General features: G+C 62.3%; 20 protein-coding genes. 5 read left to right on the top strand and 15 right to left on the bottom strand.

Annotation, left to right across the window (positions count from 1 at the left end):
• Window positions 1-83 precede the first annotated feature (83 nt).
• The 4 genes from ACI6S0_RS08465 to hflX all read left to right on the top strand — a co-directional run bounded on the left by ACI6S0_RS08465 (window position 84) and on the right by hflX (window position 5,748).
• The gene (locus tag ACI6S0_RS08465; protein ID WP_434405510.1) at window positions 84-2,339 is read left to right on the top strand and encodes a sensor histidine kinase; all 2,256 of its coding nucleotides are present in this window, start codon (window positions 84-86) and stop codon (window positions 2,337-2,339) included.
• Window positions 2,329-3,702 carry a sigma-54-dependent transcriptional regulator gene (locus tag ACI6S0_RS08460; RefSeq protein ID WP_004212586.1) on the top strand — a complete coding sequence of 458 codons (1,374 nt, stop codon included), beginning with the start codon at window positions 2,329-2,331 and terminating at the stop codon, window positions 3,700-3,702. The genes ACI6S0_RS08465 and ACI6S0_RS08460 overlap by 11 nt, the downstream gene beginning before the upstream one ends.
• 156 nt (window positions 3,703-3,858) lie before the next feature.
• Window positions 3,859-4,341: an RNA chaperone Hfq gene (gene hfq, locus ACI6S0_RS08455; protein ID WP_004212587.1), complete on the top strand. Its 483-nt coding sequence runs from the start codon at window positions 3,859-3,861 to the stop codon at window positions 4,339-4,341.
• A gap of 75 nt (window positions 4,342-4,416) precedes the next feature.
• Entirely contained in the window at window positions 4,417-5,748 is a 1,332-nt protein-coding gene (gene hflX, locus ACI6S0_RS08450; protein ID WP_434405509.1) for a GTPase HflX, read from the top strand.
• 99 nt (window positions 5,749-5,847) lie between these two features.
• On the opposite strand, the gene ACI6S0_RS08445 is transcribed toward hflX, so the two are convergent.
• The 10 genes from ACI6S0_RS08445 to ACI6S0_RS08400 all read right to left on the bottom strand — a co-directional run bounded on the left by ACI6S0_RS08445 (window position 5,848) and on the right by ACI6S0_RS08400 (window position 15,110).
• Window positions 5,848-6,753, bottom strand: coding sequence for a 5'-methylthioadenosine/S-adenosylhomocysteine nucleosidase (locus ACI6S0_RS08445; RefSeq protein ID WP_434405508.1), 906 nt, complete (start codon window positions 6,751-6,753; stop codon window positions 5,848-5,850).
• On the bottom strand, window positions 6,750-8,081 hold the full coding sequence (locus ACI6S0_RS08440; RefSeq protein WP_434405507.1) for an NCS2 family permease: 1,332 nt from the start codon (window positions 8,079-8,081) through the stop codon (window positions 6,750-6,752). Before ACI6S0_RS08440 ends, ACI6S0_RS08445 begins: the two co-directional genes overlap by 4 nt.
• A gap of 124 nt (window positions 8,082-8,205) precedes the next feature.
• Entirely contained in the window at window positions 8,206-8,709 is a 504-nt protein-coding gene (locus ACI6S0_RS08435; RefSeq protein ID WP_434405506.1) for a GNAT family N-acetyltransferase, read from the bottom strand.
• Window positions 8,682-9,452, bottom strand: coding sequence for a nucleoside triphosphate pyrophosphohydrolase (gene mazG / locus ACI6S0_RS08430; RefSeq protein ID WP_434405505.1), 771 nt, complete (start codon window positions 9,450-9,452; stop codon window positions 8,682-8,684). Before mazG ends, ACI6S0_RS08435 begins: the two co-directional genes overlap by 28 nt.
• A 135-nt stretch (window positions 9,453-9,587) precedes the next feature.
• On the bottom strand, window positions 9,588-11,333 hold the full coding sequence (locus tag ACI6S0_RS08425) for an ABC transporter ATP-binding protein (RefSeq protein WP_434405504.1): 1,746 nt from the start codon (window positions 11,331-11,333) through the stop codon (window positions 9,588-9,590).
• Window positions 11,330-12,292, bottom strand: a complete 963-nt coding sequence (locus ACI6S0_RS08420; RefSeq protein WP_434405503.1) for a hypothetical protein — start codon at window positions 12,290-12,292, stop codon at window positions 11,330-11,332. Before ACI6S0_RS08420 ends, ACI6S0_RS08425 begins: the two co-directional genes overlap by 4 nt.
• A 1-nt stretch (window position 12,293) precedes the next feature.
• Window positions 12,294-14,183, bottom strand: coding sequence for an asparagine synthase-related protein (locus ACI6S0_RS08415; protein ID WP_434405502.1), 1,890 nt, complete (start codon window positions 14,181-14,183; stop codon window positions 12,294-12,296).
• The gene (locus ACI6S0_RS08410; protein ID WP_434405501.1) at window positions 14,180-14,614 is read right to left on the bottom strand and encodes a lasso peptide biosynthesis B2 protein; all 435 of its coding nucleotides are present in this window, start codon (window positions 14,612-14,614) and stop codon (window positions 14,180-14,182) included. The genes ACI6S0_RS08415 and ACI6S0_RS08410 overlap by 4 nt, the downstream gene beginning before the upstream one ends.
• Window positions 14,598-14,897, bottom strand: a complete 300-nt coding sequence (locus ACI6S0_RS08405) for a PqqD family protein (RefSeq protein WP_434405500.1) — start codon at window positions 14,895-14,897, stop codon at window positions 14,598-14,600. The genes ACI6S0_RS08410 and ACI6S0_RS08405 overlap by 17 nt, the downstream gene beginning before the upstream one ends.
• A gap of 72 nt (window positions 14,898-14,969) precedes the next feature.
• Complete coding sequence (locus ACI6S0_RS08400) at window positions 14,970-15,110, bottom strand: lasso RiPP family leader peptide-containing protein (protein WP_004212599.1); 141 nt, start codon at window positions 15,108-15,110, stop codon at window positions 14,970-14,972.
• 167 nt (window positions 15,111-15,277) lie between these two features.
• On the opposite strand from ACI6S0_RS08400, the gene ACI6S0_RS08395 reads away from it, so the two are divergent.
• A complete protein-coding gene (locus ACI6S0_RS08395; RefSeq protein ID WP_434405499.1) occupies window positions 15,278-16,438 on the top strand; it encodes a nucleotidyltransferase family protein in 1,161 nt (386 codons plus the stop codon).
• 22 nt (window positions 16,439-16,460) lie between these two features.
• On the opposite strand, the gene ACI6S0_RS08390 is transcribed toward ACI6S0_RS08395, so the two are convergent.
• The 5 genes from ACI6S0_RS08390 to ACI6S0_RS08370 form a co-directional block, all read right to left on the bottom strand.
• Window positions 16,461-17,246 carry a class I mannose-6-phosphate isomerase gene (locus tag ACI6S0_RS08390; protein WP_434405498.1) on the bottom strand — a complete coding sequence of 262 codons (786 nt, stop codon included), beginning with the start codon at window positions 17,244-17,246 and terminating at the stop codon, window positions 16,461-16,463.
• Between the two features lie 196 nt (window positions 17,247-17,442).
• Window positions 17,443-18,531 carry an acyltransferase family protein gene (locus tag ACI6S0_RS08385; RefSeq protein ID WP_434405497.1) on the bottom strand — a complete coding sequence of 363 codons (1,089 nt, stop codon included), beginning with the start codon at window positions 18,529-18,531 and terminating at the stop codon, window positions 17,443-17,445.
• Complete coding sequence (locus ACI6S0_RS08380) at window positions 18,528-19,448, bottom strand: polysaccharide biosynthesis protein GumE (RefSeq protein ID WP_434405496.1); 921 nt, start codon at window positions 19,446-19,448, stop codon at window positions 18,528-18,530. The genes ACI6S0_RS08385 and ACI6S0_RS08380 overlap by 4 nt, the downstream gene beginning before the upstream one ends.
• Window positions 19,449-19,791: 343 nt before the next feature.
• Window positions 19,792-20,916, bottom strand: a complete 1,125-nt coding sequence (locus ACI6S0_RS08375; RefSeq protein WP_434405495.1) for a GumK N-terminal domain-containing glycosyltransferase — start codon at window positions 20,914-20,916, stop codon at window positions 19,792-19,794.
• Window positions 20,913-22,064, bottom strand: coding sequence for a glycosyltransferase (locus ACI6S0_RS08370; protein ID WP_434405494.1), 1,152 nt, complete (start codon window positions 22,062-22,064; stop codon window positions 20,913-20,915). The genes ACI6S0_RS08375 and ACI6S0_RS08370 overlap by 4 nt, the downstream gene beginning before the upstream one ends.
• Window positions 22,065-22,073 lie beyond the last annotated feature (9 nt).

Here is a 22,073-nt window from a genome sequence, read left to right as displayed (position 1 = left end):
GCGCCCAATCGCATCGACCAGCGACATGGTTTTATGTAAAAACTGTGTTTGATCGGGCACGGCATTGTTGTAACGAAGCCACTATGACTGGTGCGGTGACAATCCCCCGACGGGGGCAGGCTTGGGCAAGGCTGATCCGGCCTTACCTGCGCAACGGTCGCCTGGCCGCCGCGATCGAAGCGGTCACGCTCATCCTGTTTCTCGGCACCGCTGGCCTGACCTATCGCCTGTTGTCCGGGCAGGACCAGTCCTACACCTTGCTGACCCCGCCGATCGTGGCGCTGTTGCTGGTCGCCAATCTGGTGCCGGCGATCGCGCTGCTGATGCTGCTGGGGCGTCGTGTGGCCAAGCGCAGGGCCGCGAAATCCGCCATCGGTAGCGATGGTCAGCTCCACGTCCGCCTGGTGGCGATCTTCTCGGTCGTGGCCAGCGTACCGATGCTGCTGGTCGTGATCTTTGCGTCGCTGCTGTTCCAATATGGCGTGCAATTCTGGTTTTCGGACAGTGCGCGCGGCATGCTGCAGAACGCCAGCGACCTGGCGCGCGGCTATTATGAGCAGAATTTGCGCGAGGTCCGCGACGAGACGCTGACCATGGCGAGCGACTTGCGCGACTATCTGGGCCAGTCGAGCGTTTCCAGTCCCCGCTTTGCCGAGGGCTATATCTATCAGGTGGTGACGCGAAAGCTGAACCGGTCGGCGATCATCGAGATTGGCAAGGACGGCGTGGCGCGGACCGCCGCGACAGTCGATCCCGAGAGCCGGCCGGCGTCCGAAATGCTGTCGGCCGATGTGGTCAAGCGCCTGGCGTCCGGCGAGGATGTGGTGGTGGCGGCCAAGCCCAACCAGATCGAAGCGGTGACGCTGCTCTACCCCAATTCCAAAATCTATCTCTATGCCACGCGCAATGCCGGCAGTTCGTCCTTCTCCAATGTGGAGCGGGCGCAGAAGGTGCTGGGCGATTATGATCTGTTCGCGGCCCAATCCCGCGCGCTGCAATTGCGGTTCAACCTGCTGTTGTTCGTGGGATCGCTGTTGCTGGTCGGCATCGCCGTCTACATTGCGCTGGCGGTCGCCGACTGGATGGTCAGGCCGGTCAATGAACTGGTGACAGCGGCCCGCAAGATCACGGCGGGCGACCTTTCCGCACGCGTGACCAGCCCGGCCAGCCGGGACGAAATCGGCACGCTCGCCTCCGCCTTCAACCGCATGACCCAGCGGTTGGAAGCGCAGACCGGCGCGCTGGTCGCGGCCAACAGCCAGCTTGATGAACGGCGCGCCTTTATCGAGGCGATCCTGTCGGGCGTGAGTGCCGGCGTGCTGTCGGTGGACCGCGGCGGCGTGATCCAGTTGCTGAACAGCTCGGCCGCTGCGATCCTGGTGCGTGAAGGCGACGATCCGGTCGGACGGCCGCTGGCCGAAATCTCGGCCGAACTGGCCGAACTGGTTGCCTCGCAGGAGGATGCCGGCATCGTCCAGGTGCGCGCGCAGGGAGATTTGCGCACGCTGGCGGTCAAGGTGTCCGAGGATGTGTCCGGTCATATTCTGACCTTCGACGACATCACCCAGCAATTGTCGGATCAGCGCCGTGCGGCCTGGTCGGATGTGGCGCGCCGTATCGCCCATGAGATCAAGAACCCGCTGACGCCGATCCAGCTGGCGGCCGAGCGCCTGCAGCGCCGCTATGGCGAGGAGGTGACGAGCGACAAGCCGACCTTCGCCCGGTTGACCGGCACGATCGTGCGGCAGGTGGGCGATTTGCGCCGCATCGTCGACGAATTTTCCTCCTTCGCGCGCATGCCCAAGCCGGTATTCCGGCGCGAGGCGCTGGGCGACATCGCCCGCCACGCGCTGTTCCTGCACGAAGTGGCCCACCCCGATATTCGCTTCGCCTTCGAGGCGGATGCCGGGGAGATGGAAATGGTGTGCGATCGCCGCCAGCTTGGCCAGGCGCTGACCAATATCGTCAAGAATGCGGTCGAGGCGATCGAGCCGAAGCCGGTGCCCGAGGATGGCGGGGTACGCGGCCATGTGCGCATGCGCCTGCACGAGGCTGACGGCGCGCTGGTGATCGAGGTGCGCGACGATGGCATCGGCCTGCCGCCCGAACGTGAGCGCATCCTGGAGCCCTATATGACCACCCGGTCGAAGGGGACGGGTTTGGGCTTGGCCATCGTCAAGAAGATTGTCGAAGAACATATGGGCGAAATCCGCTTCGATGACGCGGAAGGCGGGGGCGCGCGGGTGACGCTGCGCTTCCCTGTCGCGGCCCTGGAGAAACTGGAAGAGGGGCAGGTGGTTGCCTTGCCCAAAGGAAAAGTGACGGCCAATGGCGCTTGATATTCTGATAGTCGACGACGAAGAGGACATTCGCGATCTGGTTGCGGGTGTGCTGGAAGATGAGGGTTTTACCACCCGCACCGCCGCCAACAGCGACAGCGCGATCGAGGCGCTGGACAGCCGGCGCCCCTCGCTGGTGCTGCTCGACGTCTGGCTGCAGGGCTCGAAGCTCGACGGGCTGGAACTGCTGGACGAGATCAAGCGGCGCGACGCGACCGTCCCGGTGCTGATGATTTCCGGTCATGGCAATATCGACACGGCGGTAGCGGCGATCCGCAAGGGTGCGGCCGATTTCATCGAGAAGCCGTTCGAGGCGGACCGGCTGCTCCATCTGGTGGCGCGCGCCACCGAGACCGAGCGGCTGCGGCGCGAGAACCAGACGCTGCGCGCGCGCTTTGGCCAGGATGATGAGCTGACCGGCACGTCGGCATCGATCAATGGCGTGCGGGCGACGATCAAGAAGGTTGCGGGCACCGGTAGCCGGGTGCTGATTTCCGGGCCGGCGGGCGTCGGCAAGGAAGTCGCCGCCCGCATGCTGCACAGCTGGAGCGGTCGCGCCGACGCGCCGTTCATCATCGTCGCCGCGGCGCGGATGGATCCGGACCGGGTCGAGGAGGAACTGTTCGGCGTCGAGGATCCCAGTGGGCTGGTGCGTCCGGGCTATCTGGAACAGGCGCATGGCGGCACGCTCTATCTGGACGAGATCGCCGACATGCCCGTCACCACCCAGGGCAAGATATTGCGGGTGCTGACCGACCAGAGCTTCACCCGCGTCGGCGGGCAGCGGCAGGTGAAGGTGGACGTGCGCGTCATTTCCTCGACCGCGCGCAATCTGACGGCGGAGATCGAGGAGCGGCGCTTCCGCGAGGATCTCTTCTATCGGCTCAATGTGGTGCCGTTGCAGATTCCGTCGCTGTCCGAGCGGCGCGATGATATTCCGCCGCTGGTCGAACATTATCTGGCGCGCTTCGCCGCCGATCGCCGGGTCAATCCGCCCGAGATCGCCAGCGATGCCATGGCGGCGCTGCAGGCCAATGAATGGCCGGGCAATGTCCGTCAGTTGCGCAACGTGATCGAACGGACGATGATCCTGGCGCCGGGCGACCGGATCGGGCGGATCGAGCTGGACATGCTGCCGGCCGAACTGACGAGCGGTGGCGGCGGCGATGGCATCGGCCAGTCCGCCATCATGGGCGCGCCGCTGCGCGAGGCGCGTGAAAGTTTCGAACGGGAATATCTGCGTATCCAGATCCGGCGTTTTTCGGGCAATATCTCGCGCACTGCGACCTTCATCGGCATGGAGCGGTCTGCGCTGCATCGCAAACTGAAATTGCTGGGCATTACCGACGGAAAGGACGGCTGACGCTAGGGAAATTCCCGATGGCGATGTCAGGCATGGACGCCCCTTCGCAATTGCGGTAGGATTGCCTCGCCCTCGACAAGCGGGGGCAGGCAAGACACCTCCGCCCAGAGGTGCGAGAGCGGGTAACGTCCCGCCAATAAAGGACTGGCAAAAACCATGGCCGACAAAGTGAACAACCTTCAGGATATTTTCCTCAACAGCCTGCGCAAGTCGAAGACCCCGGTGACCATGTTCCTGGTCAAGGGCGTGAAGCTGCAGGGCATCATCACCTGGTTCGACAATTTTTCCGTGCTGCTGCGCCGCGATGGCCAGTCGCAGCTGGTCTACAAGCATGCCATTTCGACGGTCATGCCGGCCCAGACGATGGACCTGACCGATCTGCGCAAGGCCAGCGACGGCAATGGCAAGCCGCGCCTGCTGCAGGAAATCTTCCTGAGCGCCGTGCGCAAGTCTGGCAGCCCGGTGACCATGTTCCTGGTCAACGGTGTGATGCTCCAGGGCGAGATCGCCGCCTTCGACCTGTTCTGCATGCTGCTCGAACGCGACGGCATGGTGCAGCTGGTCTACAAGCACGCCATTTCGACCGTGCAACCGCTCCATTCGCTCGACCTGTCGGGCGAGAACGAGCAGGACGACTGATCGTCCACGCCGCATCCGGTCTTCCCGCCGATCCGCGCGGGTAGACCGGAGCGCGGCCAGATGCTCTAAGCTGACATGGCCATATTCAATCGCGACTCCGAGGACGAAGTGGCGCGCGGTGCGCGTGCCATCGTTGTGCATGCCGAAACCCATGGCGGCGACCGCCGCGACAGCGACGCTCGGCTGGAGGAGGCCCGGGGCCTGGCCCTGGCGATCGGCATCGACGTGCGCGCCGCCCAGAGCTTCCGCGTGCGCGACCGCAAGCCCGCCACATTGTTCGGCAGCGGTCAGGTCGACCAGATCGCCACGCTGGTAGTGCAGGAAGAGGCCGAACTGGTCATCGTCGACAATGCGCTGACCCCGGTGCAGCAGAGCAATCTGGAAAAGGGAACCGGCGCCAAGGTCATCGACCGGACCGGGCTGATCCTGGAAATTTTCGGCGAGCGCGCGGCCACCAATGAAGGGCGGCTGCAGGTCGAACTCGCCCATCTCGATTACCAGGCCGGGCGTCTGGTGCGCAGCTGGACCCACCTTGAGCGCCAGCGCGGCGGCTTTGGCTTCCTCGGCGGTCCGGGCGAAACCCAGATCGAGGCGGACAGGCGCATGATCCGCGACCGCATGGCCAAGATCCGGCGCGAACTGGATCAGGTGACCAAGACGCGCGGCCTGCATCGCGCCCGGCGCCAGCGTGCGCCCTGGCCGGTGATCGCGCTGGTGGGCTATACCAATGCCGGCAAGTCGACCCTGTTCAACCGCCTGACCGGCGCCGAGGTAATGGCCGAGGATCTGCTGTTCGCCACGCTCGATCCGACGATGCGGCAGATCGTGCTGCCGGGGCTCGACAAGGCAATCCTGTCCGACACGGTCGGCTTCGTCTCCGACCTGCCGACCCAGTTGATCGCGGCCTTCCGCGCGACGCTGGAGGAAGTGCTGTCGGCCGATATCATCGTCCATGTGCGCGACATCGCCCATCCCGATACCGAAGCGCAGCGCGACGATGTGCTGGACGTGCTGAGCGAACTGGGGGTGGCCGGCGAAGAGGCGCTGGAGCGCGGCGATGGCGAGGGCGATCCGCCGCCGATCATCGAGGCGTGGAACAAGCTGGACCTGCTCGACGCGGAGAGCGCCGCGCAGGCGCGGGAGATTGCGGCACGGCATGATGACGTCGTCATCATCTCGGCCTTGACCGGCGAGGGTGTCGAGGGGCTGCAGCGGGCTATCAGCAGCCGGCTGACCCGTGGCGCACGGGTTCACAGCCTGCGTCTGCCGATCGCCGATGGTGCTGCCCTCGCGTGGCTGCACGAGCATGGCGAGGTGCTGGCAACGCGGCCGAGCGAGGCGGAGATGCAGGTGGATGTCCGCCTGTCCGACTCCGGCCTCGCCCGCTTCCTCAAGCGCGATCGTTAGAGCAAATTCCGATCCGACTGCGTCAGATCGGTTGCTCTAAATTTTTGGTTTAACGCGTTTTCCGAGTCATCAGGTGATTCCACCTGATTAGAAAACGCTCTAATCGGGCAGTCGCGCCACGAAATCCTGGACGACGCGGGCCGAATTGGCCGAGGCGAGCGCCATGAAGACGCTCATCTGGTTCTGCTCGGCGTCGCCACCGGCGAGATCCGAGAGGCTGCGGAAGGCCAGGAAGGGCACGCGGTTGGCATAGGCGACCTGCGCCACGGCCGCGCTTTCCATGTCCAGCACCTGCGCCTGGAAGGTCGCGAACAGATATTGGCGATAGGCGGCATTGTCCATGAAGGCGGGGCCGCTGATACCGCGCCCGCCGACATGCAGGCTGGGCTGATGCGGCAGGCATTTGGCGGCGGCCGCATCGGCGCAGCGGGCCAGGCTTTCCGAGGATGACAGGGCGCGGGCGATAGCGAGCAGGGCGGGATCGGCCGGGAAGGCGCGGTGCCAGCTCTTGGCTTCGGCTTCATTGCCGACCTCGACGTCGCGCGGAAAGATCATGCCATAATTGGGCAGGTCGTTGCCCGGCGTGCGGAAGATCGGCGCATAGCCGCCCGGCGACTCGCGCGCGATCGTGCTTTCCATGAACTGGCCCCAGTCGGCCGCGACCACGACATCGCCGATATGCAGCGACGGATCGATGCCGCCGGCAATGCCGGAAAAGAGAATGCGCTTCACCGCGAAGCGATCGACCAGCCACTGGGTGGTCATGGCGGCATTGACCATGCTGACGCCGCTTTCGACCAGCAGCACCGGCTTGCCGGCCATCTGGCCAAGCGTCACCGGCACGCCGTTGACGCGCACGGTCCGCGGTTGCTCTATCCGGCCGACAAGCGCGGCATGTTCGGGCGGGAAGGCCGTCATGATCGCGGTGCGGGGCCGCTCATCGAGCTTCTGGGCGAGGGCGGGGGTAGCGGTCAGCAGGCCGACCAGGGCGAGGAGGAACTTCATGCGGCGGCAACCCAGGCAAAGCGGATGACGATCAATATGGCGAGCAGGAAGAGCAGCCAGTCGGCGCGGCGCATTTGACCGCGCAGCAGCTTCAGGATCGCATGGGCAACGATGCCGAAGGCGATGCCGTTGGCGATCGAGAAGGTGAGGGGGATGAGCGCGAGGGTGAGGAAGGCGGGAACAGCCTCGAACGGCTCTTCCCAACTGACTTCCACCAGCGGCGCCATCATCAGGCTGCCGACCAGGATCAGCGCTGGCGCCGTTGCATAGAGCGGCACCAGGCCGGCATAGGGCGCGGCGAAGATGGTGAGCAGGAAGAGGAGGCCGGTGACGATGGCGGTGAGGCCGGTACGGCCGCCCGCGGCGACGCCCGCTGCGCTTTCGACATAGGATGTGACGGTGCTGGTGCCCGCCGTCGCGCCGACCATGGTCGCGGCCGCGTCGGCGATCAGGATGCGGTTGAGATTGGGGACGCTGCCATCGGGCCGAGCGAGGCCGGCGCGCTTGGTCACCGCCATCAGCGTGCCCAGATTGTCGAACAGGTCGACGAACAGGAATACGAAGATGATTTCCAGCACGCCGATGCCATGGCTGCCGGCGAAGACCGCACCAAGATCGAGATGGAAGGCGGTGCTGCCGAGCGCCGAGACGTCATAGGGCGTCGGCGTGAAATGGAGGGCGCCGACCAGCCAGCCGAGCAGAGTGGTGGCAACGATGCCGATCAGGATCGCGCCGCGCACCTGGCGGATCGACAGGCCCGCGATCAGCGTCAGGCCGAACAGGGTGAGCAGCACCGGCGCCGATCGAAGGTCGCCGAGCGCGACCGAGGTGGCGCTATTGGACACGACGATGCCGGCATTGCGCAGGCCGATGAAGGCGATGAAGAGGCCGATGCCGCCGGCGACAGCAGCCAGCAGATGGGGCGGGATGGCGGCCAGGATCATCTGGCGGATGCCCGCCAGGGTCAGCGCCAGAAAGGCGATGCCCGAGAGGAAGACGCAGCCGAGCGCGACCGGCCAGGGAATGCCCAGGCCCAGCACGACCGAATAGGTGAAATAGGCGTTGAGGCCCATGCCCGGCGCCAGTGCGAGCGGCACGTTCGCGACCATCCCCATCAGGATGCTGGCAAAGGCAGCGGCGAAACAGGTTGCGGCGGCCACGCCGACCAGCGGCATGCCGGCCTCGCCCAGGATCGCCGGGTTGACCAGCACGATGTAGGCCATGGTCAGGAAGGTGGTGATGCCCGCGACGATTTCCGTGCGCACATTGCTGCCGCGCGCGGCTATCTGGAAACGGCTGTCGAGCCAGGACGACAGGGGAGCCGTCATTGCGCGCAACCGGCCAGGAAAAGGGAAGGGGCCATGGCCGGCCCGGACAGCGAAGTTGACACCAGATACCCCCTATGCGCGATGGTCGCGATTGCGCGCCCTATGCCGCTGCGCACGCGCCGCGTCAAAGGTAACGATGCATCACAAATGTGTCGACCAATCCGAGTGTCGGATGGGTAAAGGCATCGGGCACGCGGCCGACAATGGCAAAGCCCATCGCCTGCCAAAGCGCGACCGCGCGGCTGTTGGAGGAAACCACGAAATTATATTGCATGGCGCTGAAGCCCAGATCGCGGGCCAGATCGAAGGAGGTGGCGCACATGCGCCGGGCGACGCCGCGTCCGGTGGCGTGGCCTGCGGTGACATAGCCGGCATTGGCAACATGATTGCCACCGCCTGGCTGATTGGCGCGGACGTAGAAGATACCGAGCAGGGTGCCATCCTCCTCGACGACGCGGACGGTGCGGTCTGGGGACAGCCACAGGGCAAGGGCATCTTCGCGGCCGATCGCGCGATCGGCCGCCAGGGTTTCGCCAGCGCGCAGCACGGGTTCCAGGATTGCCCAGATCGCGTCATGATCCGCCGGCGTGACCGGCCTGATTATTCCACCTGCTTCGCCTGCTGCCATAGCGCTTCCTTCTCGTCGAGCGACAGGCCGACGAACGCGTCGCCGGCGATTGCCTCCATCTTACGGAAACGACGATCGAACTTGGCATTTCCGCCACGCAGCGCGACTTCCGGATCGATCTTCAGATGGCGTGCGAGGTTCACTACGGCAAAGAGCAGGTCGCCGACCTCTTCCTCCCGATGGGCATGGCTGGTCGCACTGGCAACCTCGTCCAGTTCCTCATGGATCTTGGCGATCGCGCCCTGGGCATCGGGCCAGTCAAAGCCGGTGCGGGCGGCCCGCTTCTGCAATTTTTCGGCGCGCAGCAGCGCCGGAAGCGCTTGCGCGACGCCGGCCATGGCGCTCGGGTCGGGGATCTTGTCGGCGCGTTCGGCCGCCTTGATGCTTTCCCACTGCGCATGACCATCCTCGCGCCGGGCGCCTTCGCCAAAGACATGGGGATGGCGCCGGATCATCTTGGCCGCAATACTGTCGATCACGTCCTGCAGGCGGAAATGGCCGGCCTGTTCGGCGATGCGGCTGTGGAACACGACCTGCAGCAGCAGATCGCCCAGTTCATCGCGCAGGTCCGCCATGTCGTTGCGCTCGATCGCATCGGCCACTTCATAGGCTTCCTCGATCGTATAGGGCGCGATGCTCGCGAAATCCTGCTCTATGTCCCAGGGGCAGCCCGTTTCCGGATCGCGCAGCCGCGCCATGACATCGGCGATCGGCATGATATCGGCGGGACTGGCTTTGGACATGGGAACCTTCGCATTGGCTGCTGATGGGCCTGCGGATAGGCGTTTGCCGGATACAAGGCCACCCCCGATGTCGAACGGGGCGCCGATAGGCGGATATGGTGCCCATGGCGATGCGAGTCGGAGCCTATGGGAGGGCTATTCCGCTGCGGCGACGACATCCTCGTCCTTGACCGGATTGTTCGTCCGGACCTGCACGACCCGACCCCGGTCGAGATGAACGATGACGTCGGCAAGTGCGACGAGCGATGCCGTATGGGCTATGGCCAATATGGTGATATGGCCCCGCAAACCGGCAATCGCGGTTTCGATCTTGGTCTGTGCGTCCATATCGAGGGCACTTGTCGCCTCGTCCAGGATCAGCAGTCTGGGATGGCGCAGCAGCGCGCGCGCGAGGGCGATGCGCTGCCTTTCCCCGCCGGACAGACGGCTGCCACGATCGCCGACCACGGTATCGAGACCCTGAGGCAAGGCGCCGACGAACTGCCGGGCATTGGCGGCGTCGAGAGCGTTCCACAACTCCTCATCGCTCGCATCCGCCTTGCCGATGCGTAAATTGGTTGCGATGCTGTCATGCAACAGGAAGACATCCTGGGGCATATAGGCGATCTGGGACCGCCATTGCCGATCATCCTGGGCAAGGTTGACACCGTCGACCAGAATTTGGCCCTCGCTGGGATCTAGCAGCCCCATCAGCATGTCCGCTATGGTGCTCTTGCCTGCACCCGAAGGCCCGACCAGGGCAATGATCTTGCCGGCGGGTAATTCCAGATCGAGGTTCGCGACCGTCGGCGTGCCCGCGCCCTGATGGGTGATGGATACACGGTCGAAACGGACATGCCGGGTCAGGAGGGGCATCTGCCCGCGCTCCGGTCCTTCGGTGCGGTTCTGCTCTGCCGTGAAGATGTGCAGCAGCCTCGCGACATTCTCATAGCCGGGCAGGCAGAGGAGCAGTTGCTGGAGCGTGCTTTGCAGGGCGTTGAAGCGCGGCGCGAGGCGCATGAACAACAGCAGCATCGTCATCAGCTGCGGCAGGGGCAGCGCGATGACGGCATAGGCCACATAGACGAACAGGGCTGCGGCCGCACCGCTTGCCAACTGGAACAGAGCGGTGCTGTTGGATGTCAGCCGGGCGAACTCGACAGTGCCGACGCGCAGCGTTTCCAACAACCGATCCAAGCGTTGGAGATAATAGGGTTCGCTGTTGAAAGCCTTGGCGATCTTCATGCCGGTGATGAATTCGAACGCGACATATTGCCGTTCCTGCAGGGAATTCGACATGGATTGCGCATGGCGGGCGATCTTCCGGCGCACCGGATACAGGCCGAACAGGGTTGCTGCGCCAACGGTCATGGCGAACAACGTCATCTGCCAGGATATCAGCGTGGACAGCAGGCCGTAGAGCGTCAGCCAGATGATATTCTGACCAAATGACATGAGGCTGAAGACCGCGACCTGGATGCGATCGACATCGTTGCTGAGCGCATGGTTGAGATCGGACCCGCGCATGTTCGCGACCAGCGACCAGCGACCATAGCCGATGGCCGTGAACAGGCGCATGCGGATGTCGTCTACCGCCTGCTGCATCGTGCGGGTCATGAGGAGGAGGCGGCGGCGCGACACCAAGGCCTGAAATACCATGAGGCACAGCATTGCCGTCAGCAACCAGCCGAGCGAGATGCTGCCAATCCAGGGCAGTTGAATGCTGCTCTGGGCCGCACCGTGATTGGTGCCGATCAGTTTCAGCAACGGGATCATCGCCAGCAGGGAGCAGCTTTCCAGAATGCTGCCGATCAGGATCAGCAACAGGATGATGGACACTTGCCGCCGATAGCCGCCCAGGGAAAAGCGTGCGAAGTCGCTGATCTGACGGAACAGGCTCACCTATGGTCCTCGCAGTCGGCACGGACGAGCTCGACCGTCTCTTCCAGTCGATTGAGGGCATGCGGGACGTGCAGCGTTGCCACCTGGACGCAACGGGCCAGGGCAGCGCAGCCCTGCATGTGACGGGCCTCGTCGGCGGGCGAGAGCGCTGCCTTCCCGAAACGGGTTATGTAGGAGTAGCGCAGGATCGCCGACAGGGCCTGGGTTCCGGCAAGTCGGGTGAGGCCGGGCTGATCCCCCACGCGGTCGAGAACATAGAGGCGTTCGGGTTGAAGCTGATCATGGCGGAAATCGCCCATCAAGCGATGCTGGCGTTTGGAAAAGCCGGGATAGACCAATGGCAATGGCTGCGCTTCGGCCAGTTGCATGGCGTCTGCGGCCTCTTCCGCGAGCTTGAGCTGGCCATAGGCCGGCAGGATTTCGAGCGTGCCGTCCGGGTTGGCGCGGATCGCCAGGAGGTCGTCCGTCAGCAGACGATGGCCCGCCCGGAGGAAGGCTGCGGCGGTGGTGGACTTGCCCGCCAGTTTGTCGCCAACGAAGATGACGCCATGCCCGTCCAGGTCGATCGCGCTGGCGTGGAGCGTGATGTAGCCGCGCATGTGCAACGCCAGCGCCATGATCGGCCCCAGCAGAGGAAAGGGGAGGTAGGTCACGGGCGTATCGGGATAGGGCTGTATCTCGATGAGGTCGGGGCCGTGGAACTGGAAGGCTGCAACGTCGGGCCATGCCAGGAAATGGGTCCCGTCCGTGCGGAACCGCGTGATCACGCCCTCTTCGCGCGACGGCAGGGGCAGGTCGCGACTGTAGATGATGCGGATGTCGGGCACGGAGCCCGCCGGGGCGGCCGTCAGTTCCGGCAGCGGAACATCCGATTCGATTGTCAGCCCAAAGGCACGATAAAGGGACGAGGCCTTGCTGGCGGGGGCAAGGGCGGGCTGAGGCGTTGGGCCCATCTTCATGTCATCCTCCTGCATGTACGATGTGAAATTTAGCCCTCGGAGCGGCGGGCCGGGATCGTCTTGCAAGCCAGCGGCCCAGACTTGCGACCCGATACGCAGCGAATAAGGGGGCGGCATCATTGGCCATGGACTGATCGAACTGCGTGATGGCCGCGCGGGCCACATCGATGTCGACAAATGGCGCCAACATGTCAGCCTGCGCATCCAGCATCGTCAGCAAGGATGCCCGGTGACGCGCCATGCCTGTTCCCAACTGGCCAGCAAAATTGAACTTGTCGCGCCGCAGTCGGACCTGCTCTGGCAACAGGCCTGCCATGGCTTTCCGCAGGGATGCGCGCGGATAGCCATTGTCGAGCTTGGCATGGGCCGGGAGCGATACGCAGAATTCGACGAGACGGCGATCATAGAATGGGAAGCACAGCCGCACCCCGGATGCAGCGGCCGAACGATCCAGCACTTCAAACGCATAGGGTTGTTGTGGCGATGTCAGGGTCGACAGGTGACGCTGCTGCTCGGTCTGATAGGCCGAGCGGCTGGGCATTGTCGCTGTGCGGCGCAAACCTATGTCCGTGCGACGGGCGAGGTCCGGTGCGACGAGCGCAGTCGTGAAATTCGGTGAGGTGCGGGGCGGATGTGCATGGTGGACGATGCGCCGCCAATTCTGCCGGAATCGCCGTATCGTCGCGATATGATCGAAATGGGGGGACGCTGCCTGCCAGGTCGAACAGCGGAGAATATGGGCCAAGCCATGTGCTTCGCGCAACAAGGTGGCCCAGCGCCGTTCCATCGCCAGTTCGTTCAGCCGCCCAAACCCGTGGGAAACGACTTCATCGCCGCCATGTCCGTCCAGAAGGCGGGGAAGCCCCAGTTGCCGGGCCCTGTGATAGAGGCGTCGTGAACTGCCCAGATTGTAGGCGAGGCAGGGGCCATCCTGTTCATTCAGGATCATGTCCAGTTCCTGCAGCGGATCCTGATGCTCGGTGGGCAGGAAATGGGAGGCAAAACGTCCTGCTTGCAGAACGGCTTCTATGTGCGGGCCATCCGTCCAGTTGGGACTTGTGTCGAACGTCATGGACAGGCTTGGCACGGGCGGTCCCGCCGCCTCGGCCCGCAAGCTCGATGCCATCATGGCGATGGACGAGGAGTCCAGCCCTCCGCTGAGCAACACGCCGGCTTGTTCGCTGATCCGACACGAGACCGCCTGCTCGAACAAATGGCGGAACTGCTCGGCGGTTTCTTCATCCCTTGGTGGCTGCGATGCCGCCAGATGCCAGTAACGGCTGATGGTGAGTTCGTCGCGTGCGACCTGGATGACGTGCCCTGGCGGCAGACGCCGGATTTCGCGATAGAGCGTCGTCTGGGCATCGCCGACTATGCCGGCGACAAAGTCTGCTGCACCAATTTCGTCGATGGCGGATGAAATCTCCGAACCGAGCAGCGCCCCAATCGTTGTCGCCGCCATGAACAGTCTGGGCGAAGCATGATAGTAGAACGGGCGGACGCCGAAATGATCACGGGCGCCAAATAATGTCTGTGTCGCTTCGTCCCAGAGCACAAAGGCGAAGTCGCCCAGCAACATGGAGGCGCAGTCTGCGCCATAGCGCTCGTACAGCGCGGCTATCAGGCTCGCTTCAGGGAGGGCGGGGCGGGGAGGAAGGCCGAGCCGTGCCTCGATTTCCGCGCGATTGTCGAGCCGGACATCAGCGGCCACAATGAGGCCCGGACGCCGCTTCTCATGGTCCAACGCCTCCATGCCAGCCCCGGCAAGAATCGTCGGGCCGCTATCGATCGCGCAACGGACCCCGCGTGATACCAGGGAGGCGATGCCTTCGCCGGGCCAATGCCGTGCCGGCCGGCCATCGCGGTGGAACAGGCCGGCAAAAGCATTCATTGCCGGACCAGTCCGTCCAGGTCCGCCAGGACGTTGAAGCCGGCCAAGTCCTGCCGGCTGCCGCCAATAATAGGCCTTGCACGATGGTCGAGCAGCCAGGCATGGGCCTGGAAGCTGCCATCTTCGGAGCGGCGTACACCGATCCGGATCCAGCTTTCATGTCCCATCCAGGCGAGCAACGTCCGTGTGGCCACGGCCTGGGTCAGGCACGTGGCGCCGGGAACAAGTCGTGAGACGATGCTGACAGCGCGGGCTACCTGGCGCACCCAGAGCGGATTGCGCTCGCCAGTGGACTGCGGCAACCATTCGCACAGGCGCGCATAGCCGGTGAGGCTGAAGGCAAGGCGGACAGCCAATACCACAGGCAGTGCGACCGGCAGCAGCAGTGCCAGAAGTAGCCCTGCCAAAGTGCGATCAGGACGCCGGCGCATGCTGGACGCTGATCAATGTGAACTGCGACAGGTTGCTTAACAGGCTCTCCAGATCCTTGCGACACTGCTCCGGTCGGACGTCGAAGCGTTGCTCGATATTATCCTGCAACGCACCGACACTGGTGGGGGTCGCGATCGTTTCCCAGACATGGACGCCGACGCGATTGAGCGCGAAATAGCGGCTGGAGGTCAGGTCCAGTAGAACTCTCTCATTGTCCAGGTCGCAAAACACGATGTTGGGATCTGCTGCCACGATTGTCGCGGATGGCCAGTCGATCGTCATCTTTCTTCCCCGCTACCAAGGCCTTTGCAGGAGAATGGACGCCCCCTCTGTCCGAGAAGGGCGTCCACCCTGTCAGGAGAACGTGAGCTCGCCGCGCGGCGTACCGTCCGGGAAGGTCGCGTCCAGGCTTTCGCCATATGACGTGCCCTGCGTCAGCGATTCGAACGAGCCGAGTTCGACGAGCTCGGGCGATTCATAAGACTCCTTTTCCATACTCAACTCCTCATCATCTGCTGAACCATTCAGCGGATATAAATTGATCGTAAGTAAATGTTTAAGTCAAATTCCAATCCATCCGCGGTAACACCTATAGGTATAAACACATATCGCCATAGTTTAACTTTGTAGGGCAATGTTTTGTATAAGATAACATTCGAGGCGTGATTGATGTGTCGTTAGATCCCTCCCGCAAGGCACGGAAAATCGTGGACATCGTAAGATGCCATGTGGCCCTGTCCGTTTCACAGATGATCGTTAGCGCTTCCTCTCCGGCGATCGACGCCGACGATTGGGCGGACATCATAGCGGTTGGGAAATCTTGTAAACTTCTGCTGCATCTTGGTGCCGGGCTCCGCGCCGCTGGGCAGGATATTCCGGACGCCTTCTCGCGCGAGGAGGGTAGATTCAGGAAGTTGACGCTCGCGATGAACGGCGTGAACATCTCTACAATAACCAATATATCTAAAACTCTAATCCAAGATGATCTGCGATTTATAGTTTTCAAAGGGCCGCTTGCTCAGGGAAGAATTTATGGCGGATATTTTCATCGTCCGTCATCGGATGTCGATATCCTGATCGATCGCAGTGATCTGCGTCGCTGCACTGCGCTGCTCCAAGGGGCGGGTTATTTCCTGCCCGTGGAATGTGATCGTATCTGGTGGCGTGCGTTTCTGGGAGAGCAGCATTTCTTCTCGCGTTCGCCGAACCAGGCAACGGTCGACGTTCATCACCGGCTCCAGCAGCCGGGTTGTCCGCACCCCATGGACGTGGGCGCATTTCTGCGTGAGCCGGCGGATCAGGAACTGGGGCAGCTGAAGGTTCCCTGCATATCGCCAATCCACGAGATCCTGCTGGCAAGCCTGAGCTTCGTGAAGTCTCTGACCCAGCATTGCCACGCAGCGGCCTATCTTCTGGATTTCTGCGCCGCAGCCTCTCGGCTCGACAGCGCAGGCTTGGCGGATTTGCATCAGCGGGCAATGGAGCAGAATATCGAGCACAGCTTGCGCATCACCATCGCTTGCGCTGACAGCATATATGGACTGAAACTATCCGGGGTTGCTGCACCACTTCCGATTGCAGACCTTTTTGGCGATGATCTGTCGCTGGCCATCTTTACACCGGATGATCCATCCATCGCGTGGCCCCGATTGCGCCAGCTCTTGTGGCGGCTGTGCGACGACCGGCGGACTGGCCAAAAGTTGGGTACCTATATCTGGGTTGGCGGGAGCTTTCTCGCCTCCAAGGCTGCACGCAAAATGCCGAGTTGGCCAAAGGAGGAGCTGAACGGCATGGGCACGACATCCGTTGCATTGTCAGGGTGATCAAGCCGAAGTTGGAGAGGGGTCACACCGTCGCAAACAGATAGTCGGCATCGCTGGCCGCTCGGATCAATGGTGTCGGCTGGGTCAGCAACCAGCATTCGCCGGCACGCCAGGTGACGCCATCGATATCGCCACGGCCGCGTAGCGGAATAAACCATGCCAGGCCGCTATTGGTGACATGCAGCGCATCTCCACCCTGCATATGTGCCAGCCGCAGGCCGAACGAGCCATTATCCAAAAGGATGCCGCTGTAGCCAAGTGGTCGATGCAGAGCCGTGGCAGGACGAGGATCTGCTTGCCATGCAGGAATGTCCGACTCCACTTGAGTTAGCCGGGAGCGGTCGTAACCATCCAGGCGGTAAGTCAAATCGATCTTCTGTTGTACTTCGACCAGAGATATGCCCGCGCCGATCGCATGAATGGTTCCGGCGGGCACGAAATAGAAATCACCCGGCCGTGCGGGGCGCCAGTCAATAAGTCGCTCCAGCCCCCCGCTCGCGGCCGCGTCGTGCAGGGATTGACGATCAAGCGGAAGGATCGTTCCAATTCCGACAACAGACGCTGGCTCGGCATCGAGAATATACCAGCATTCTTCTTTTCCTGCGCAACCTGCGCTGGCGTGAAGCCGGATGGACAGTTTTTCGCTGGTGTAGATATACTTCACCAGGAGAGGTGGTGTCGTACCCTTTGGGTGATCAAACCACAATTCGCCAATTCGTTTGCCCAGTTTGTCGATTGGGTGATTAGGGACTACATCCCTACCCCAGATCTTTTCCACGAATTTGGGCTGAAGCTTAATGCTTGGCATCGATCAAGCCTTGCGCTTTTTGCTTTCGCAATGTGGCAGAACGTTTTCGATGTCTCATAATCTATTCCTGTAAGGATTGTGATAATGAGAGTGGTGGATTGTTGCATAATTGAAATCCGTTCGAACACCTAATCAATCAATGTTTTAGGAAATCATATTTTGATTTTTACTTTTCCCACAAAATTGATCACGATGGTTATCCTTCCAGCGCGCGCTGGAGCGGGTGTCTTGGATCACTTTTACGCAGAAAGGCGGTCAGTTTACGCCTGACCCAGTTGCCTACTGGCCGTTCGAACAGTTCATGAGACAAGCCCGCGACCGCCAGCGACAAGATCGTCGCGGACAGAATCTGCATGGGCATGCTGATGCCCCATGCAGGTCCGGCGAGGCGAACCGACTGAAGGATCGGCATGTGGAGCAGATAGAGCGAGAAGCTATATGCACCCAGTCGGCGCATCAACGGATTGCCCCATAGCATGTCGTTGAACGGATGACGGATTGCTGTGCCCAGAATGACCAAGGCGCAGGCGCCGATCTTCAAAGGGTCTGCATAGTAGATGATGTGTTTCGGATCGTTGGTCACGGGCGGGAATACCCATGCGCTGACTGAAGCAGGGGGTGCGATGAGGACCCAGATAAAGGCCGCGGTGAACAGCAGCAGCGGCGGGAATAATCGCGTCATGCGGTCTTCCGGGATCTGTCGAACCAGTACTGCGCAGAGAATGCCGGTCATGAAGATGTGCATCTTAGCCAGGGCAAAGATGCCCGGCAGCCAAGGGCTCGCTGCATAGCAGCCTGCCACGATCAGCCCGATCAGCACATATAGCCAGCCGCGTAGCGGTTGGTTCGCATAGGTTGCCGCCCAGATCGCCGGGAAGAGAAAGTAGAATTGGAACTCCGGCCCGATCGACCAGAAGACCGATACGGTACTGGTGAATGTTCCCTGCCGGACCAGTTCGATCAGTCCGATCGGATAGATGAAATCGGCGTAGACGAAGCGATAGATCAGGAAGGATAGCAGCGAGACACAGGCGTAGAGCGGCACGATGCGGGCTATGCGCGCCGCAGCGTAGGATGCCAACGCATCTCGGTCGGGCGTTCTGGGGAGGTAGAGATGGCCCATGAGAAAGCCGCTGAGCGTGAAGAACAGCAGGACGCCATAATCGCCGGCGCGCGGATGCAGAAGTTCCGGATAGCCGAACGTGCGGAAGTGGCAGAATACGACGAGCAGGGCAGCAAAGCCTCTAACGCCGTCGAGTGCCGGTATATGACGGCCAGGGCTCATGCGGCGTTTCCTTCCATGCGCGTCAGGCGTCCGCGGGCATAACAGAAGCCGTAGACGACCCACATCAGAGCGGCTGTCTTGATTGACAGCAGTGAATTGCTGATGGGCAGGCAGAGTGCGAGGAAGAGCATAATGCCATGCTTTGCCATCCGGTTGCCGGGATCGCGCCCGAAGCTGCTGCAGGCGAGTGCCAACCAGAGTCCGATCGCGATCACCACGGATTGGGCCTGGACGAAATCGGCCCAGCCGGCGTCATCGAACCGGACCCGATCCGCGCGGATGCCCAACAACTGGTCAAGGTCCATCGATCGCAGCGCATCGAGCCCGACGCTGAGCCGTCCGGGAAGATTGTCTTGATGCTCCGCCAAAATTCCCAGCGCTTCGCCCCCGACCAATGCGACAAGCAGCAACGGCAGATAGGCGACGCTCCATTGATCCGGAACATAGGCGCTGAACGGCAGATAGAGGCAGAAGAGCAGGATCACGCTGAGCGCAAACCTGCCATCGCACGTGACCAGCAGCACCGCCGTCGAAACCAGCATGAATAGTCGCGCACCGTTCGACAGAGACCGCCACATGGCTGCCGTGAAGATGGTGCCGACGATCGCCCAGTTGCCGAGCGATACCGGCTCCAGAAACAGCGATGATCCGCGATGCAGGCCAAGGCCGTCGAGCAGCATGCGGCCGCCGGGACGTTCCGAACTGAGGAAAAGGTCGCCGCCAGCCCAGAAGGCATCTGCGTCATAGCCACGGGTCTGCACATAATAGTCGATCACGCGAAAGGTCGAACCAAAGCCGCCAGGGCTCGCCAGTTCCCACAGGCCGACCAACATGATCAGCAATTGCAACGACAACATTGTCTGACGCAGCAACGCGCCTTCAATGCGGGTTCCAAGCAGGATGAAGGCGGGGATCAACAATATATCGCCCAGGATCTTGGGTTCGAAATATCCCTTGATCGCGCTCGTCAGCAGCGCAGAAAGGACCATGATCCAGGTCAGCGCCAGCCACCGGAAACTATATTGGACCGGTTGTGTGATCCCAACGAGCAGGGCGGTCAGAACTATGCCCGCCTGCGCGGCGGACACGATTCCGGCTGTCATCGGGAACAGATGCGCGTTGACCCAGGCCAAGGCCGGATTGAAGAGTACCGTGGCGACAAGCAGTCCGGCGGCGACATAGTTGATGAGCCTGTCATGGATCAGGCTGCGTCGATGCACCGCGTCGTGCCGCGCGCGAGCCGGCGGAGAAAGGGCAATCTCAGCCAAGAGAAGCCTCGACGAGCCTGGCGGCCACGTCGCTCCAATCCTTGCTCGCCACCGGGCTGCGGCCAGCGTTCAGCGCCCGATCAAAAGCCTCGACGATCTCCTGCGGATGATCAGGCCGGTAGCCAAAGCGCAGCGCATGGTCGCCAACGGCGAAATCGGGGCAAACGGCGGGCAGGCCGATTGCCTTATATTGCAGGAGTTTGAGGCTGGAATCTGCGAGATAGGCGGCGGCAGCCGCGCGCTGATAGGCCGCGATCCCGACATCGGCATGCTGGAGATAGGGGAGCGTTTGCGCAAAAGGCATCTCGTCATGCTGGATCACATTGGTCGGAAAGACGCTCTTGGGCGATCCGATGGTGTGGAAGGTGAATTCCGGGCGTGCCAGCGCGAGGGTGCGGATCGCCCCGGCATCGAACAGCATCGATCCGACCGTGACCGCGTTGCGCTTGGTCGCGTAGGGACTGTCTGTTGCCTGATTAAGCAAAGCAGTGTCGACGCCATGCGGAATGAATAATTTGGGGCAGCTGAAGGCCTCGAAATGCGGGAGCATGGAGCGGGCGACGACCACGATCAGGTCGATATCGGCCTCCGATTGCCAAAGCATGTCTTCAATGCATTCAGGCACGCCGGCGGTGGATAGAAGATCCGTGGCCCGATAGACGATCCGCGCCGAGGGTGCGACGGCTCGGATGCGCTTCAGCAATACCGGCGCAATGCCGGATTCGACGATGATGATGTCCGCCGCGCCTGCCGCTTCGTCCAGTGCGGTGCAGCGGTTTCTGGCCCATTTGCTGTAAAGCCAGGATTCCACCTTGCCCGAGACCGGCAACTTCACCGGATGCCATGCGCTGCGCCACAGATAGGCTTGCAGCCCATCCACCTGTTCCCAGGCATTGGCGCGATCAAACAGATCGGCCCGGCTGTCACCACGCAGGCGCGACAGCCAGCTGTAGCCGATCGACATGAAGGTCACCTGATGGCCCTGTTGCGCCATATGGCGCGCCACGAAATGCACGCTCGCGCGGCGCCGGGTCCGATAGTCATGGCGCGAGATGATGAGGACGCGGTGTCCTTCGGCGTGAACCGGCTGTGGCTTTGCGGCGGATTGTCCGATCATGAACGGGCCTCCGTGCTGGCAAGAATCTCGTCATAATAATCTTCCAGGGCGGCTACGCGGTTGCGGAGGTCGAACTTGGCGGTCACATGGGACCGGCCGGCTCGGCCAAAATCGCCGCACAGGTCCGGCGCGCCCAGAAGCGTTTGCAAATGGTCGGCAAAGTCGTGGCTGTTGCGCGATCGTGCGAGCAGCCCGGTCATGCCGGGTTTGATCGCTTCGCGCATCGGGCCATCGTCAAACGCGATTACCGCCATGCCCATCGCCTGCGCTTCCATCAGCACGATAGGAAGCCCCTCGGAATCGCCGTTTGACGCGCGCACGCTCGGCATCGCGAAGATGCGGTGACGGGCCATGGCCGCGAAGACCTCCGCGCGAGATCGTGCGCCCAGGAAATGCGGCTGGATGCCAAGCCGGTGGGCCTGGGCGACCAGGGCGGGCATCAGGGGGCCGTCGCCGATAATGGTGAGCGGTTCGCTTCGGACGCGTTCTGGCAGTTTCGCCCAGGCGTCGAGCAGGAAATTGACCCCCTTCTTCTCGACCAGACGGCCGACGAAGAGGGCGCCCCGGCGGCCATGGGCGGCGGGTGGCGGCGGCAGGCTGGACGTGTCGATACCCAGCGGAATGACGCGCAGCTTGTGGTCGGGATAACCTGCGTCGAGCAGGCACTGCTTGATCCACTGGGATACGCAGATGATGCCATGGGCGTAACGCAGAAGGAAGGGCTTGAGCATCAGATACCAAAGTCCCTCGGTGCGGCGCGCATGTTCGCGCGCGGTCACCGTTGCATCATAGCCATGGGCGGTGACCACCAGTGGGATGTTCCGTCGCGCGGCAAGGGACAGGATGTTCGCCCCATCCTGCAGGAAATGCGCATGGATCAATCGCGTCGAGGGAGCCGACAGGACATCGCCGACATGGCGATATCGGCCGGTCAGCCGATTATAGACTTTTTCATATTTACCCGCCTGAGCACGATGCAACAGATGGGGAGTGTGGCCGTTAATAGAGTATCCGTTCAGTATATTTTCAGTTATTATGATCGGATTATATCTATTAAGACCCTGTATGTGGTCTGATATGAAGGTTTCAGAAAGAGGAAGGAAGCCTCTTCTGTATATTGCAACGTTGGGTGTGTCAGATAATTCCACTAGGTGAAA

The sequence above is a fragment of the Sphingobium sp. DN12 genome, from assembly GCF_051058005.1.
Taxonomy (GTDB): Bacteria; Pseudomonadota; Alphaproteobacteria; order Sphingomonadales; family Sphingomonadaceae; genus Sphingobium; species Sphingobium yanoikuyae.
This window is presented reverse-complemented; position numbering and strand designations above follow the sequence as displayed.